We start from the raw sequence: 14,164 nt of genomic DNA on the forward strand, positions 1-14,164 counted from the left end.
CCTTGCGCTGATTCTTTGCTGGGAAAGCTGAGTTGGTGACACACTTGGATTATGACCAATCAAGAATCATCTGCCACAGGCACAAATCAGCCGTTGGAAGACCGAGTGAACAACCGTTCCCAGCGTCCAACGTCCAAGGCATTCCAAGAATTCATGGCCTCCTCGTGGGCAACTGACACGTCGCAGCTACCAGAACAGGATGCAGCTGCACCGTTCGCTGTGGCCCGCCGTGCCAAGCTTTCGGAAAACTTTGTTGGTGAGCGTCTTGTCATTCCTGCCGGCCCATTGAAGGTCCGCTCCAATGACACCGATTACCGCTTCCGCCCACATTCGGCCTTTGCTCACCTGACCGGTCTCGGTGTTGACCATGAACCAGATGCAGTTTTGGTTATGGAACCAACCGATGACGGTGCTGGCGAGCACGGCAGCAATCACGTTTCCACTTTGTACTTCGCCCCGATGGCTGGGCGCGACACCACCGACTTCTACCTGAACTCCCGCTCCGGCGAGTTCTGGGTCGGTCCGCGCCCAACGCTGTCTTCCCTCTCCGCACGCACCGGCTTGCCAACCGATTCCCTGGAACAGCTAGAAATGGCCGTCACCAAGAATGCTGGCCCGCAGGCGCTTGGTGGTATCCGCATTCGTTTGGTCCGCGAAGTCGACATGAACATGGATGCTCTCGTTGACACTTCACGGATGAACACTGCACAGGATCTAGAGGCCAGCGATGCCCTAGATACCGAGCTTTCCGAGTTTGTCTCTGAAATTCGTCTGATCAAGGATGAGCACGAAATCACTGAATTGCGCGGTTCAGTTGCAGCGACCATCAATGGTTTTGAAGATGTTGTACGCAACTTGGATAAGGCTATTGAGCACGAGCGTGGTGAGCGCGTTGTTGAAGGTGCGTTCTTTGCACGTGCTCGCCTTGAAGGCAATGAACTGGGCTACGACACCATCGCAGCCTCGGGCAATAACGCCACGATCCTGCACTGGATCCGCAACACCGGTACCGTCTCACCAGGCGAAGTTCTGTTGCTGGATGCAGGTGTCGAAGCAGAATCCCTGTACACCGCAGACATCACCCGCTCGTTGCCAGTGTCCGGTCAGTACACCGAGGTTCAGCGCAAGGTTTACCAGGCCGTTCTAGATGCCGCCGATGCAGCGTTTGCTGCGGTCAAGCCAGGTCTGAAGTTCCGCGATCTGCATTTGATCGCCACCCGTGTTCTGGCCGAACGTCTCTCAGAGTGGGGCATCTTGCCTGTCTCGGTAGAAGAAGCCATGAGCCAAGAAGGTCAGCATCACCGTCGTTGGATGCCACACGGCACCAGCCACCACTTGGGGCTAGACGTTCACGACTGTGCTCAGGCTCGCGCCGAGCTGTACCTGGACGCAGAACTCAAGGAAGGCATGGTCTTCACCATCGAACCTGGCCTGTACTTCAAGGACGAGGATCTTGCGATCCCTGAAGAGTTCCGCGGTTTGGGTGTGCGCATTGAAGACGACATTCTTGTCACCGCTGATGGTGCCGAGAACTTGAGCGCTGCTTTGCCTCGAAACCCAGAGGACGTTGAGTCATGGATGGCCAAGCTGCGCGGCTAATCTAGGCAGACAATGCTTAAAACTGAAGGTCTCGATGTCATTGCAATGAGCAATGACACCGAGACCTTCAGTGTTTTTGTTCTAAGTTTTTAGGCTTCCGACTCGTCGTCCTTGGCCCGGTGCTGCGAACCTTGTGAAGGATTGATCGTCGGTTCAACCGCTGAAAGATCTTCATCGTTCTCGGCTTCAGAAGACTTATTCTGTGCTGATGAATCTTCGGCCGGCTTGGTGGCAGGCTCTTCGGCCGCCGCTGACTTTGGCTCGTTCACCCGCACACCGTAGCGTGGGCGTCCATCAGGCAAGTCCGGGAACTGACCCTTGCGTGCATCAGTTGCTTCTGCGGTATCTGGAGCCTGCGTTGGGTTTGGCTGGGTAGTAGTAGCCACCGGCGCCTGCTGCTGAACCTGGGTTGGTGCGTGGTGCGTGCCGGGTGCTTGCTGCGCGCCAGGCTGCTGTGCCCCTGGCTGCTGCGCGTTACCCTGTTGCGGACGCATAGGAAGTTTCGAAGCCAGTGCGCGAGCGGCTTGTGCCTGCTCGAAGTCCACCACCACGTCAAAGCTGGTAGCGACAAACTGGCTGGAGGAGGCAAAATCGCGCTTTCCGCGACGAGTTGAGTAGCTCACCACACCGGCCACCATCCAGATGGCCATGCCCAGACCGATGGAGGAAAGGATCTGGTAAAGACCGTTTCCGCCGCCGCCGAATAGCGAAAGTAGCAGGCCGACAAACAGGCCCATCATGCCACCCTGGGCGGCACCAGCAAGCGCCACCTTTGGGTAAGAAAGCTTCGCGGTCACTCGCTCGACAGTACGTACGTCATTACCGACAATGCTCACCGAAGCAACGGGAAAATCATTGTCTGCTAAGTAATCAACGAGCTTCTGCGCGTCGAGGTAGCTGGTGTAACGTCCAAGCAGTTCTCCGCGAGGCAAACCGTTGGGGCTGATCGAATTTACTCTATGAGGCGAGGTCATATCTATATTGTGCACAGGTTTACTGTGAGCCTGCCTAGTTGTGAAGTAACTATCGCTGACGGTGAAAGAAACAGTGGCTATCCTGTGGCTTTGCACACCGCGATGACCAGTGGGACACGATAGTCTAGAGAGGTGAGCGCACCAGTGTCTAAAATCTTCGTCGCCCGACTTCTCGGGCTTGATGTCTTCGACCCCTTGGGCGACCGCTTGGGCCGATTACGCGATGTTGTCGTCGTTTCCCGCGGCCCGCAGAAGGCCGCTGCTTGTGTTGGTCTGGTGGTCGAGGTACCCGGCAAACGTCGAGTCTTTGTACCGATGACTCGCATCCAGTCGATGGAAGCCAACCAGGTGATTTGTTCTGGTCTGGTAAATATGCGCCGCTTCCAACAGCGTGGCCAAGAAATCCTTGTTGTCGCCGAAATGTTTGACCGCACCATCACCTTTGTTGATGGATCCGGTCGCGGTGTTATTGAAGATATTGGATTGGCCCAGACCCGTCGTGGGGATTGGGAAATCAATGAATACTACGTACAGCGCGGCGTACCTACGTCTTCACTGCTGGGCCTACGCTCGCGCAAGCGTGACAAGGTACTAGTTTCCTGGCAGGACCTGCGTCACGGCTCCCAAGAAGAACCACAGTCAGCAGACACCTTCGTGGCCACCCACGATGAGATGAAACCCGCTGACTTCGCCGACGCTCTTCATGAAATGAATGAAAAGCGTCGTCTAGAAATTGCTGCGCACCTGCAAGATGAGCGCCTTGCGGACGTGCTTCAGGAATTGCCAGACCGTGAGCAGGTTGAGATCCTTTCAGCCCTCGGCCTTGAACGCGCTGCAGATGTGCTTGAAGAGATGGACCCTGACGACGCAGCCGACTTGTTGGCCGGTGTTTCTGAGGAAACCAAACATCAGCTCTTGGATCTGATGAACGAGGATGAAGCGAAGGACGTTCGCCGTCTGTTGGCCTACCCCGAAGGTACTGCCGGTTCGGTCATGACCCCCGTTCCAGTCATCTTGACTCCGGAGTCGACTGTGGCTGAAGCTCTGGCCTCCGTCCGTTTAGAAGAGCTGAGTCCCGCGTTGGCTTCCACTGTGTATGTGGTGCGCCCTCCCCTGGAGACTCCCACTGGACGATATTTGGGACAGGTTCACATTCAGGCGCTCTTGCGCGCAGCACCACCCGAACCATTGGGCGACATCCTTGATACTGAGCTTGAATCCATGTCGGATCTCGCCGATATCTCGGAAGTCGTCAGGCATTTAGCCACGTATAACCTCACCAGTGTGGGTGTGACCAATAAAGAGGGCCGGCTCGTTGGAGCCATCACCGTCGATGACATTTTGGATCACATCCTTCCCGATGATTGGCGCTCTCAGGACTAAACGAGCACCATCAACAGACAGATCAGCAGAGGAGTTCCAGCTATGGCTGAGCAGCGTAAAACTAATGGCCTGGACACCCCACTAGCAGCACGACAACGATTCTGGCCGAAATTCTCCCCTAACCCGGATCTTTTCGGTTCTGTCACTGAGAAATTTGCCCGCTTTATGGGTACGCCTCAGTTCTTGCTGTACATGACGGTGTTCTGTGCCTTCTGGCTGATTTGGAACTCCGTGGCGCCACAAAGTTGGCGCTTTGATGACTCAACGATCGGTTTCACCGCGTTGACGCTGATGCTCTCCTTGCAGGCTTCCTACGCCGCTCCCCTGCTGCTGTTGGCTCAGAACCGCCAGGATGACCGTGACCGTGTGTCCTTGTCTGAAGACCGCGCCCGTGCAGAGCGCAACCTCTACGACACCGAGTACCTCACCCGCGAGCTGGCTTCGTTGCGTCTGGCTCTTCGCGACGTCGCAACCCGTGACTATGTGCGTTCAGAACTTCGCAACGTCCTAGAAGAACTGCTCGAAACCACCGAAGGCGAAGAGTTGCACCTGCGCGCTAAGAAAAAGGGCAGCGGCAAGAGTTCCTCCCCACAGACCGGACTAATGGATTCGGTCAACGCCCCACAGTCACAGAATCGGAAGAACAACAGCAAGTGAGCAATTCGCCAGAACTTCTTGCGGCCCTAGCGAAGGTCAACGACCCAGAGTTACGTCGTCCCATCACCGAGCTTGATATGGTACAAAGCGCTCAGCTTGTGGGCAGCACAGCAGAGGTCACCATCTTGTTGACCATCGAAGGCTGCCCGATGCGTTCCACCATTGAGCAAGAAGTAAGCTCCGCGTTACTCACCGTGCCTGGAGTTCAGGACGTTAACGTCACCCTCGGCGTCATGGATCCGCAGCAGCGTGCAGACTTGCGCGAGCGCCTAGCTAGTCGACGCACCCCCTTTTCTGATCCGCAGTCACTGACCCGAGTTATCGCCGTAGCCAGCGGCAAGGGAGGCGTTGGAAAGTCCTCAATCACCGCAAACCTTGCAACACAGTTGGCCTCTCAGGGTTTAAAGGTCGGCCTGATTGATGCTGATATTCATGGCTTCTCTATCCCCTCTTTGATGGGGATTACGCAGAACCCTACCCGGATGGATGACATGATCCTGCCGCCGGTAGCTCACGGTGTGAAAGTCATTTCTATCGGCATGTTTTTGGATTCGAACCAGCCTGTTATTTGGCGTGGTCCAATGCTTCACCGTGCCTTGGAACAGTTCCTGTCCGATGTGTACTTCGGCGACCTAGACTACTTGTTCTTGGATTTGCCTCCCGGCACCGGGGACATGGCAATCTCTGTTTCGCAGCTTTTGCCTAACAGTGAGCTGTTGGTTATCACCACTCCGCAGTCCACCGCCACCGAGGTTGCTGAGCGCGCGGGAACCATTGCCTTGCAGACTAATCAAAAGGTGATCGGTGTTGTCGAAAACATGAGCTTCCTGCAGTTGCCAGATGGCACGCGCATGGAAGTATTTGGCTCCGGTGGTGGCGCGAAGCTTAGCCAGTCACTGACCAGTCAGTTGGGTTACGACGTTGATTTGTTGGCGCAAATTCCCTTGGAGGAATCGGTACGTCTGGGTTCTGACCAAGGCAAGCCAGTGGTGCTCAGCCACGCCCAAGCACCAGCGGCTACAGCCCTGAATGATTTGGTCAACAAACTAGTACAGCGACCGCGCGGACTAGCCGGGCGATCGCTGCCAATGTCGTTCTAGCTCGAAGCCTTAGGTGGCCTGTGGATCAAAGGGAGCTGCTTCATTTGCAGCCAGTGGAGCTTGCTTCTGAGTCTGAGGTGCAATAGCCGTTCGCACCGGAGCTGCTGCGACCGGGGTGTTCGGCTTTTCCTTGGCTAGGTTTACTGCGTCATCAAACTCATCGATGAGAGCTTCTTTGATGATGCGCCGTGGGTCGTACTGACGAGGATCCAGCTTTTTCCAGTCAATGTCGGCGACTTCATCGCCGACCTCTTCACGCAGTTGCTCTTTGGCACCGTTGGCCATGCGCCGCACTTCTTTGACCAAATTGGCAAGCTTTTTGGCGTATTCAGGCAACTTTTCGGGGCCAAGAATGACTACCGCGAGCACTGCGAGAATAATAAACTCGCTACCATTGATTCCAAAAAGATCCACGTAAAAAGATTACCTTGTCTCAGACAAACTCACGAAGTCACCGCGCCATATAACCAAGCGCCCTGCCAGCAGCACAGACTAATTCGCTGGACGCAAACCTCGTGGAAGCTTTGGCAGTGACAAAGACTTTGGCGTACGGTTTGCCGGATTGCGGTGTGCAAGGGCATCTCGAAGCATGGCCCTACCGCGATGGATACGTGAACGCACAGTTCCCAGCTTCACATCCAGAATGCGTGAGACTTCCTCGTAAGAGAAGCCTTCCATGTCACATAAAACGATGGCTGCACGGAATTCTGGTGAGAGAGAACGCAAGGCTTCTTGCACATCCACGTCGAGATTGTTGTATTCAAAGTAGCGTTCTGGGGTAATCACGTTACCCGGCAGACGTTCTTCAGCACCTTCGGCAAAGCTATCAAAGCGGATCTTGCTCTTGCGGCGGGCCTGATCTAGGAAGATGTTGGTGGTGATACGGTGCAACCAACCACCCATGGTTCCAGGAGTGTACTTATCCAACGCCTTGAAGGCGCGAACGAATGCTTCTTGGGAGAGGTCTTCTGCGTCATGGCGGTTACCGGTAAGGCGGTAGGCCAGTCGGAAAACCTGTTCGCCATGTTCTTGGACCATTTGGTCCCATGTAGGCGTGGTGGTTTCCGGTGCCGGGGTAGCAGAGATTGAATCACTTGGTGCATTGTTCACTCTTCAAGTATGTGTCGACAAGCTGAGCTGAAGCTAAGAATCCCCTGCGGGAGAACCATCAAGTTGAACAACTTCGCTCCGCGCGCTGGGTACGATTAGAAGTGTCCATTATCAGACAACGCTATTGAGGACCACTACCCATGCCTTCGATGAATCCAGAACTCTTTGCGAGCTGGACCTACTCTCAGAACCACGTCAGCGAGCCAGAGCATGTGGCGCAGGTTCGCGAACGGGCAGAGGATCTGGGAGTGCGGTGCATCGATCCTGCTGGGCGTTCCATGTTGCAGCTGTTGTGCACCTTGCGTAGGCCTCGCAACGCGGTTGAAATTGGTTCGGGTGTTGGAGTCGCCTCGCTGGCCATGCTTGAAGCCGTAGGCCCCTCACTGACGTTGACGGCCATTGAATCCGACTTGGAGCACGCCAATGCCATGCGTCAGGGGCTACGCGAGTCGGGCATTCCGTCGGCACGTGCCAGGATCATCAACGAGCGTGCTGAAAATGTTCTCTCACGCTTGGCCGATCATGCGTACGATTTGGTGCTGATCGATGCTGGCGCAGACTTACTGCTGGAATATGTTGCTGAGGCCAAACGCATCGTTGGTGTTGGCGGAGTCATTATTCTGAACAACGCTTTTGATGAGCATCGTCTAGCGAAGCCAGCTGTTCGCCGTACCTCAACGGTGATGACCCGCGATGCGTTGCGGATGCTTCGCGAAGATCCACGTTTGCAGACCCATCTATTCCCTAGCGAACAGGGATTGTTCGTGGCTACTGTTCTGCCACAACCAATTTCCAAGTCTCGCTAGGTAAGCCAAAAGGACCGACAATATTGTCGGTCCTCGAGTGCCATCGCCTCGTGGCGATCAGGGAAGTCTAGTCAGTGACTTTGAGCAGGCAATCGCGCAGCTCGGCCGCTTCAGCGTTATTCAGCTCAACGACCAGTCGTCCGCCACCATCAATTGGCAGGCGTAGGATCAGGCTCCGGCCCTCTTTGACAACTTCCATTGCTCCGTCACCGGTGCGTGGCTTCATTGCAGCCATTAAGCTGTTCCCTTCGTCTGGGCTAACGCGCGCAACGTGCTTTTGCGTCACGCACTACCGCTTGCCTTGTCCATACTCTGCCAAGATTCCCGGCTGAGTTGGGACTCTTATCATCTATTATTACTAATTTTCGCTCGTGTCGCTAATCACACGCCGTGACTCAAGGTCACGAATCGTATTTTCGAGGCTAGTAATTTCGGTTGCGAGCACGTCGAGAACCTCATCCACTTGATCGCAACGGTAGCCACGCAACCCGAGCGAAAAGCGAACTTTTTCAATGTGTTCAGCACGCGGGTTCTCTGGAAGCAGCACCGGTGGCAACGATGCCTGATGCTCCGTGAGCCCCACAATCGGTTCACCCGTAGCTTCAAAATGACGTCCAACGCCAAGCTTTTTACGTTGGCTCGAAAGCAACAAAGCCACTGCACCAATAAGTAACAGCGCAATGAGGATCAATAGGAACGGCATGGACTCCCCTAGAGTGCGTCTTTCGAATCAGTCTTTTTCTTGCCGGCGTTCAGCACCAAATCAACAGCCTCATCAGGGTCATCAGTGACCGTAAAGAGGTTCAAGTCCTTAGGCGAGATTGCCCGCTCAACAGCAACGGTATTGGTCAACCAATCAACCAAGCCGCCCCAGTACTCAGTTCCGACCAGGACGATTGGGAAGCTGGTGATTTTTTGGGTTTGCACCAAGGTCAATGCTTCAAACAGTTCATCCAAGGTTCCAAAACCACCGGGCAAGACAATGAAGCCTTGGGAGTATTTAACGAACATCGTTTTGCGCACGAAGAAGTAGCGGAAGTTCAGTCCCTTATTCACCGAGGAATTTAGACCTGTCTCAAAGGGCAACTCGATGCCAAGCCCAATAGAGATGCCATCATTATCCGCAGCACCCTTATTGGCTGCCTCCATGGCGCCGGGGCCTCCACCCGTGATGGTGGTAATGCCTTCCTGCGCCAGACGCGTTCCAATATGGTGTGCCATCTTGTAGTACGGGCTCTTTGGATCGGTGCGAGCCGAGCCGAAGACGGCAATCGCCGGTCCGGTGCCCGCGAGGGTTCCGAAGCCATTAACGAATTCAGCTTGAATACGCAGAACGCGCCAGACGTCGGTATGCGTTACATCTTCTTGTGGGCTCTCCAAGAGATAGTGGTCAAGCTGATCCTCGGGACGCTTGCCAGGCCAGCTCGATTCGATGTGGCGTTTTTGCCCTTCGCGAGCGTTCTTTTCACTCTTTCGCTGATGAACCATGTCTTCACTCTATCTGTTATTCACTAGCAACCCAGACCGTGTCGATGTACCGGCTAAGTGACAGTTTTGTAACATCTAGATGTGACTTGTTCGATGTGGCGCGTTGGACGCGTCACATCCAGTAATGTCTATTGCATGAACAGCGATCATCAGGCTCAGTCGGCTACCTCGGACGCTATCGTCCAGCTGACTGGGGTTAACAAGCACTACGGTTCGTTGCACGTGCTCAACAACATCAACCTCAGCGTGACCAAGGGCGAGGTTGTTGTCATTCTCGGCCCTTCGGGTTCCGGTAAATCAACGTTGTGCCGTGCCATCAACCGATTGGAAACAATCGACGAAGGCACCATCAAGATTGACGGTCAGACCCTTCCCTCCGAAGGCAAGGCACTGGCCAAGCTACGCGCAGATGTCGGAATGGTTTTCCAGTCCTTCAATCTGTTCGCCCACAAATCGATTCTTGAAAACGTGACGCTCGGCCCGATTCGAGTCAAGGGCATGAAAAAGGTTGCTGCCAAGGATTTGGCCATGCAGCTACTTGATCGAGTTGGCGTGGCCAACCAGGCGGACAAGCTTCCAGCTCAGCTTTCCGGTGGACAGCAGCAGCGTGTGGCAATCGCCCGCGCACTAGCTATGAAGCCAAAGGTCATGCTCTTTGATGAGCCAACCAGCGCCCTGGACCCAGAAATGATTAACGAAGTTCTGGACACCATGGTGGGACTGGCCAAGGAAGGCATGACGATGCTCGTGGTCACCCACGAGATGGGCTTCGCTCGTAAGGCCGCTGACCGAGTCATCTTCATGGCCGATGGTCAGATCGTGGAGCAAGCAACTCCTGAAGAGTTCTTCACCAATCCACAGTCAGACCGTGCCAAGGACTTCCTCGGCAAGCTCATCACCAACCACTAATTTCATCACCCGCATCCAATTAGGAGAAATTATGCGTAAGTCTCGTTTGGGTAAAGTCGCCGCAATGGCAGCTATCGCAGCTCTGGCCCTAACCTCGTGTGGTGGCTCGGACAGCGAAGCTGACGGCGACAAGATCCGCATCGGCATCAAGTTTGACCAGCCAGGCCTCGGCTTCAAGGATGGTGACAACTACACCGGCTTCGACGTCGACGTTGCCAAGTACGTAGCCAATGAATTGGGCTACGCCGAGGACAAGGTTGAGTTCGTTTCAGCTCCTTCGGCCAACCGCGAAACCATGTTGCAGAACAACCAGGTTGACATGATCTTCGCAACCTACTCGATCACCGATGAGCGCAACAAGGTCATCGACTTCGCTGGTCCGTACTTCGTTGCAGGCCAGGATCTGTTGGTTGCTTCTGACTCTGACATCAACGGCCCTGAGGCACTGAACGGCAAGAACCTTTGCTCGGTCACCGGTTCCACTTCGGCTAAGAAGGTCAAGGACAACTACGCTGAAGGCACCAACCTGCAGGAGCTTCCGGGCTACGCAGAATGTGTCACTCAGATGAGTGGTGGAACCATCGATGCAGTTACCACCGATGACATCATCCTTGCAGGTTTGGCCGCACAGCCTGCTTACAAGGGCAAGTTCAAGGTTGTTGGAAAGCCATTCTCCGAAGAGAAGTACGGAGTTGGCCTGCCTGATGGCACCGACAAGTGCAAGGCCATCAACGAAGCGATCACCAAGATGATTGATTCCGGTGACTGGCAGAAGGCGCTGGATAAGAACACCGAGGGCACCGGCTACAAGCCAAACTCGAAGACTAATCCACCAAAGCTCGCAGACACCTGCGCATAAGCGCACCAGATGCGGCGGGGGCCAAGCCAATTTGTCTTGGCCCCCGCGGCATTCTTGTTTTTCCGATGACCGACTTTTCAGTCCATCGTTCCCATAGCCGCTTGGCCGCCTCACTGGCCATCGAGACAGAGGCTGACAGTGGAGAATTATTTATCCATATTCACTGAGTACAACATCCCCGGAGCATTCTGGGTCAATATCCAACTAACGTTCTGGGCAGCAATTGGAGCGTTAGTACTTGGAACCGTCCTGGCGTTGCTTCGCATCTCCCCCGTGGCAAGCTTCCGAGCCATCGGCTCCAGCTACGTCAACTTGGTTCGTAATACCCCGCTGACCATCATCATCTTGTTCGCCGTGTTGGCACTGTACGGCCAGTTGGGCTTCACCCTTGGTGGAGATTTCCAAGCGAACTTCTTTCGACTCTCGGTCCTCGGTCTAGCGGTGTATCACGCAGCGTTCGTCTGTGAAGCTATCCGCTCTGGTGTGAATACTGTTCCGCTAGGACAGGCAGAAGCGGCCCGCGCTATTGGTCTAGGCTTCATGCCAGCAGCTCGCTTGATCATCCTTCCTCAGGCGTTCCGCGGCGCTATTGTCCCGTTGGGTAACACCCTGATCGCTCTGATCAAGAACTCCACTGTGGCTGCCGTTGGTTCTGTGGCTACCGAGTCCTCTTCGGTAATGAAGTCGATGATTGAGTTCCGTGCCGATATCGTCATCCCGATCTTCCTTACCTTCGCCATTGGCTTTGTGATCATCGTGATCCCAGTTGGCCTAGTAACAACCTGGCTATCTAAGAAGTTGGCGGTGGCACGATGAGCGCATCAATTCTTTTTGATACACCCGGTCCGAAAGCACGTCGCCGAATCCTGATGATCAACATCGTCGGCGCGATCATCGCGTTGGGCGTTGTGGCTTGGATCTTCTTTGGCCTCGCTGGTAAGGGCCAGATGAAGCCTGAGCAGTGGGATGACTTCGTTCAGGCAAGCACCTGGAAGAACTACCTGTTGCCCGGTCTGGTCAACACCCTGAAGGCAGCCATCCTGGGCATCATCGGTTCGGTGATTTTTGGTCTGGTCTTCGGTGTAGGTCGACTCTCGCAGAACAAACTCATCAATGGTTTCTGTACTGTCATCGTGGAATTCTTCCGCGCTGTTCCAGTGCTGCTGATGATCGTGTTCTTCAACGTCTTCTTCGCACGCTCCCTGGAGCTACCTGGCGATACTGCGTTGTGGGCTGTAGTGGCCGCACTGGTCTTCTACAACGGCTCCGTTGTCGCCGAGCTGGTTCGCTCCGGTGTTCACAACCTGCCTAAGGGGCAGCGTGAGGCCGGCATCGCTATCGGTTTGACCCGTGGCATGTCGTTGCGTCACATCGAGATTCCGCAGGCTCTGGTGGCTATGTTGCCAGCGTTGATCGGTCAGTTTGTCGTGATCCTGAAGGACTCGGCTCTTGGCTACATCATCAGCTTCAACGAGCTGTTGTTCTTCGCCCGCACCTATTCCTCGCCTAATGGCAACGTCTTGCAGGCTTTGATCGTTACTGCGGTCATCTTCATCTTGATCAACTTCACCTTGAGCAAGATCGCAGAGATGGTTTCGAAGCGTTTGAGCAGTCGCGTCAAGAAGTCCAAGGATGCCCCTGCTGAATTGGTTGGTGCACCTGCCGGTGCCTTAGCTGCCGGTTCGGTGGACAGCGCCGAGAAGGATCCAAATAATCCTGGCGTCTAAATAATCAGGCACAAAAAATGCTCTCGCTGCTTCGGCGGGTTCTAGCGATCGTCGCAACACCGACGGTCTAGGCCTCTAACAATAAGTCATGCATACGCTCGGCTGGAGTCTTCCAGTCGAGCGTTTTGCGTGGACGCCCATTAAGCAACACCGCCACCTGCTCCAAATCCTCCGGACCATACTTGCTCAAATCAGTACCCTTTGGAAAATACTGACGCAACAACCCATTCGTGTTCTCATTAGAACCACGCTGCCAAGGACTGTGCGGATCACAGAAATACACATCCATATCTGTCGCCTCGCTAAACGACTTATGCAACGCCATCTCAATACCCTGATCCCACGTCAAAGAACCACGCAACGCCTCAGGCAACGTCGCCATTGTTGCAATCAGCCCGTCACGCACCGTCTCTGCCGTATTGTCACCAGGCAAATGCACCAGCATCACAAACCGGGTGCTACGCTCAACCAGCGTACCAATGGCTGACTGATTCCCCGCACCCATGATCAAGTCACCTTCCCAATGACCAGGCACGCACGGTCCTCAACCTCAGCATGACGTTCACTGATACTAATCATCGGATCACGGAAACGCGACCGGCGCTCATCAACCTTCTTCTGCGGTTTACGGCGCACCCTGCCCGAACGCAGGGTATGAACAACTTCTCGCTTCAAACCACCACGGGCTTGCACAAAGATTGATTGATACACCGTTTCTTGAGTCACTCGCATCTCCAAATCATCAGGGTGATCAGCAACCAAACGGAAACAGATTTGTTCCGGTGACCACCCTAGACGCAAACCATAAACAACGTAATCACGTAACGGACCAGGACAAGCAAGTTTCGCTTCCTTCTGCCGTGACCTACGGGCCACAGCCTGCCGGTGCGCCGCGTGAGGATAGTAATCATCCTGGGCAGTGCGGTTTCGTCGCAGTTCTCTACTGATGGTGGACGGTGAGCGGTTAAGCTTGATGGCGATCTGACGTATCGAGTGCCCAGCAATGCATAGCGCATAGATTTCTTCGCGTTCAGTCATGGACAGATATCGCGGATCAATCTGCTTCTCCAGCGCGGGAAGACTTGGACTCGCGGTATTGTGCTGCCGGCCTGACTCGGTGGCGTGGGTAGTCATTCCACTGTTATATTCCACTACCCGACCGTCGGGATAGAACCGTTTGTTTCCGCTTCTGCGGATGCCGTGGTCCCACTCTCGACCGGTTTCCAAATGGGCGCCCACCTGTTTGACGGCATCCCGAAGGCTCATACCTTGGGCGCGGAGGCGTAGGAACTCCTCACGTTTGCCCGCGTGAGATGTCGGAATTTTTAGCTTTGCCTTAACCACCCATTGGTAGCAAGTGTGGATCGGTATATTGACTTCGCGTGCCGCTTGGCTAACGTTTTGAAGCTTGTCGAAGGCAGTGAAGAACGCGTCTTTCTGTTCTTGCGTGTATCTCGTTTTGGGCTTGCCACGAGTGGCGGAAGGGGCCGATCGGGATGATGCCCAGCCGTGTTTTTTGGCGAGTTGATACGCCGCGGGAAGTGAGACGCCG

Annotated in this window: 15 protein-coding genes and 1 pseudogene; 9 read left to right on the forward strand and 7 right to left on the reverse strand. The window is 54.7% G+C overall.

Annotated elements, in window-relative coordinates; all coding sequences use genetic code 11:
- The first annotated feature begins 51 nt into the window (after window positions 1-51).
- Window positions 52-1,599 carry an aminopeptidase P family protein gene (locus EYR88_RS05185; RefSeq protein WP_131088634.1) on the forward strand — a complete coding sequence of 516 codons (1,548 nt, stop codon included), beginning with the start codon at window positions 52-54 and terminating at the stop codon, window positions 1,597-1,599.
- 89 nt (window positions 1,600-1,688) lie between these two features.
- Here EYR88_RS05185 and EYR88_RS05190 read toward each other — a convergent pair whose 3' ends face one another.
- On the reverse strand, window positions 1,689-2,573 hold the full coding sequence (locus EYR88_RS05190) for a general stress protein (protein WP_207306463.1): 885 nt from the start codon (window positions 2,571-2,573) through the stop codon (window positions 1,689-1,691).
- 132 nt (window positions 2,574-2,705) lie between these two features.
- On the opposite strand from EYR88_RS05190, the gene EYR88_RS05195 reads away from it, so the two are divergent.
- From EYR88_RS05195 to EYR88_RS05205, 3 genes are read left to right on the forward strand one after another with little or no spacing between them, the layout of a single operon-like run.
- The gene (locus tag EYR88_RS05195) at window positions 2,706-3,956 is read left to right on the forward strand and encodes a CBS domain-containing protein (RefSeq protein WP_131088635.1); all 1,251 of its coding nucleotides are present in this window, start codon (window positions 2,706-2,708) and stop codon (window positions 3,954-3,956) included.
- A 42-nt stretch (window positions 3,957-3,998) separates the two neighbouring features.
- Complete coding sequence (locus EYR88_RS05200; RefSeq protein WP_131088636.1) at window positions 3,999-4,613, forward strand: DUF1003 domain-containing protein; 615 nt, start codon at window positions 3,999-4,001, stop codon at window positions 4,611-4,613.
- Window positions 4,610-5,713 (forward strand): Mrp/NBP35 family ATP-binding protein, encoded by a 1,104-nt coding sequence (locus EYR88_RS05205; RefSeq protein WP_131088637.1) that lies wholly within the window; start codon window positions 4,610-4,612, stop codon window positions 5,711-5,713. Before EYR88_RS05200 ends, EYR88_RS05205 begins: the two co-directional genes overlap by 4 nt.
- Window positions 5,714-5,722: 9 nt before the next feature.
- On the opposite strand, the gene EYR88_RS05210 is transcribed toward EYR88_RS05205, so the two are convergent.
- Window positions 5,723-6,127, reverse strand: coding sequence for a sec-independent translocase (locus tag EYR88_RS05210; RefSeq protein ID WP_131088638.1), 405 nt, complete (start codon window positions 6,125-6,127; stop codon window positions 5,723-5,725).
- 78 nt (window positions 6,128-6,205) lie between these two features.
- On the reverse strand, window positions 6,206-6,823 hold the full coding sequence (gene sigE, locus EYR88_RS05215) for an RNA polymerase sigma factor SigE (protein WP_262197348.1): 618 nt from the start codon (window positions 6,821-6,823) through the stop codon (window positions 6,206-6,208).
- 140 nt (window positions 6,824-6,963) lie between these two features.
- Here sigE and EYR88_RS05220 point away from each other — a divergent pair, with 140 nt between their 5' ends.
- The gene (locus EYR88_RS05220) at window positions 6,964-7,629 is read left to right on the forward strand and encodes a class I SAM-dependent methyltransferase (protein WP_131088639.1); all 666 of its coding nucleotides are present in this window, start codon (window positions 6,964-6,966) and stop codon (window positions 7,627-7,629) included.
- Window positions 7,630-7,696: 67 nt separating this feature from the next.
- Here EYR88_RS05220 and EYR88_RS05225 read toward each other — a convergent pair whose 3' ends face one another.
- The 3 genes from EYR88_RS05225 to EYR88_RS05235 all read right to left on the reverse strand — a co-directional run bounded on the left by EYR88_RS05225 (window position 7,697) and on the right by EYR88_RS05235 (window position 9,117).
- Entirely contained in the window at window positions 7,697-7,864 is a 168-nt protein-coding gene (locus EYR88_RS05225) for a DUF3117 domain-containing protein (RefSeq protein ID WP_131088640.1), read from the reverse strand.
- A 123-nt stretch (window positions 7,865-7,987) separates the two neighbouring features.
- The gene (locus tag EYR88_RS05230) at window positions 7,988-8,332 is read right to left on the reverse strand and encodes a DivIVA domain-containing protein (RefSeq protein ID WP_131088641.1); all 345 of its coding nucleotides are present in this window, start codon (window positions 8,330-8,332) and stop codon (window positions 7,988-7,990) included.
- An 8-nt stretch (window positions 8,333-8,340) separates the two neighbouring features.
- A complete protein-coding gene (locus tag EYR88_RS05235) occupies window positions 8,341-9,117 on the reverse strand; it encodes a TIGR00730 family Rossman fold protein (protein ID WP_131088642.1) in 777 nt (258 codons plus the stop codon).
- Between the two features lie 177 nt (window positions 9,118-9,294).
- Here EYR88_RS05235 and EYR88_RS05240 point away from each other — a divergent pair, with 177 nt between their 5' ends.
- The 4 genes from EYR88_RS05240 (at window position 9,295) to EYR88_RS05255 (ending at window position 12,612) form a co-directional block, all read left to right on the forward strand.
- On the forward strand, window positions 9,295-10,026 hold the full coding sequence (locus EYR88_RS05240) for an amino acid ABC transporter ATP-binding protein (RefSeq protein ID WP_207306504.1): 732 nt from the start codon (window positions 9,295-9,297) through the stop codon (window positions 10,024-10,026).
- A gap of 31 nt (window positions 10,027-10,057) precedes the next feature.
- Window positions 10,058-10,885 (forward strand): glutamate ABC transporter substrate-binding protein, encoded by an 828-nt coding sequence (locus EYR88_RS05245; protein WP_131088644.1) that lies wholly within the window; start codon window positions 10,058-10,060, stop codon window positions 10,883-10,885.
- A 138-nt stretch (window positions 10,886-11,023) separates the two neighbouring features.
- Complete coding sequence (locus EYR88_RS05250; protein WP_131088645.1) at window positions 11,024-11,701, forward strand: ABC transporter permease subunit; 678 nt, start codon at window positions 11,024-11,026, stop codon at window positions 11,699-11,701.
- Window positions 11,698-12,612: an amino acid ABC transporter permease gene (locus EYR88_RS05255; protein WP_131088646.1), complete on the forward strand. Its 915-nt coding sequence runs from the start codon at window positions 11,698-11,700 to the stop codon at window positions 12,610-12,612. Before EYR88_RS05250 ends, EYR88_RS05255 begins: the two co-directional genes overlap by 4 nt.
- 67 nt (window positions 12,613-12,679) lie before the next feature.
- On the opposite strand, the pseudogene EYR88_RS05260 reads toward EYR88_RS05255, so the two are convergent.
- Window positions 12,680-13,878, reverse strand: a pseudogene (locus tag EYR88_RS05260) (IS30 family transposase).
- Between the last annotated feature and the right edge of the window lie 286 nt (window positions 13,879-14,164).

Origin of the sequence: Arthrobacter sp. S41 (assembly GCF_004320535.1) — a bacterium.
Lineage (GTDB): Bacteria > Actinomycetota > Actinomycetes > Actinomycetales > Micrococcaceae > Glutamicibacter.

Bases quoted from the DNA above. Each gene is read 5' to 3' on its own strand.
- EYR88_RS05185 (WP_131088634.1), top strand. From the start codon at position 52: ATGACCAATCAAGAATCATCTGCCACAGGCACAAATCAGCCGTTGGAA.
- EYR88_RS05190 (WP_207306463.1), bottom strand. From the start codon at position 2,573: ATGACCTCGCCTCATAGAGTAAATTCGATCAGCCCCAACGGTTTGCCT.
- EYR88_RS05200 (WP_131088636.1), top strand. From the start codon at position 3,999: ATGGCTGAGCAGCGTAAAACTAATGGCCTGGACACCCCACTAGCAGCA.
- EYR88_RS05220 (WP_131088639.1), top strand. From the start codon at position 6,964: ATGCCTTCGATGAATCCAGAACTCTTTGCGAGCTGGACCTACTCTCAG.
- EYR88_RS05225 (WP_131088640.1), bottom strand. From the start codon at position 7,864: ATGGCTGCAATGAAGCCACGCACCGGTGACGGAGCAATGGAAGTTGTC.
- EYR88_RS05230 (WP_131088641.1), bottom strand. From the start codon at position 8,332: ATGCCGTTCCTATTGATCCTCATTGCGCTGTTACTTATTGGTGCAGTG.
- EYR88_RS05235 (WP_131088642.1), bottom strand. From the start codon at position 9,117: ATGGTTCATCAGCGAAAGAGTGAAAAGAACGCTCGCGAAGGGCAAAAA.
- EYR88_RS05245 (WP_131088644.1), top strand. From the start codon at position 10,058: ATGCGTAAGTCTCGTTTGGGTAAAGTCGCCGCAATGGCAGCTATCGCA.
- EYR88_RS05255 (WP_131088646.1), top strand. From the start codon at position 11,698: ATGAGCGCATCAATTCTTTTTGATACACCCGGTCCGAAAGCACGTCGC.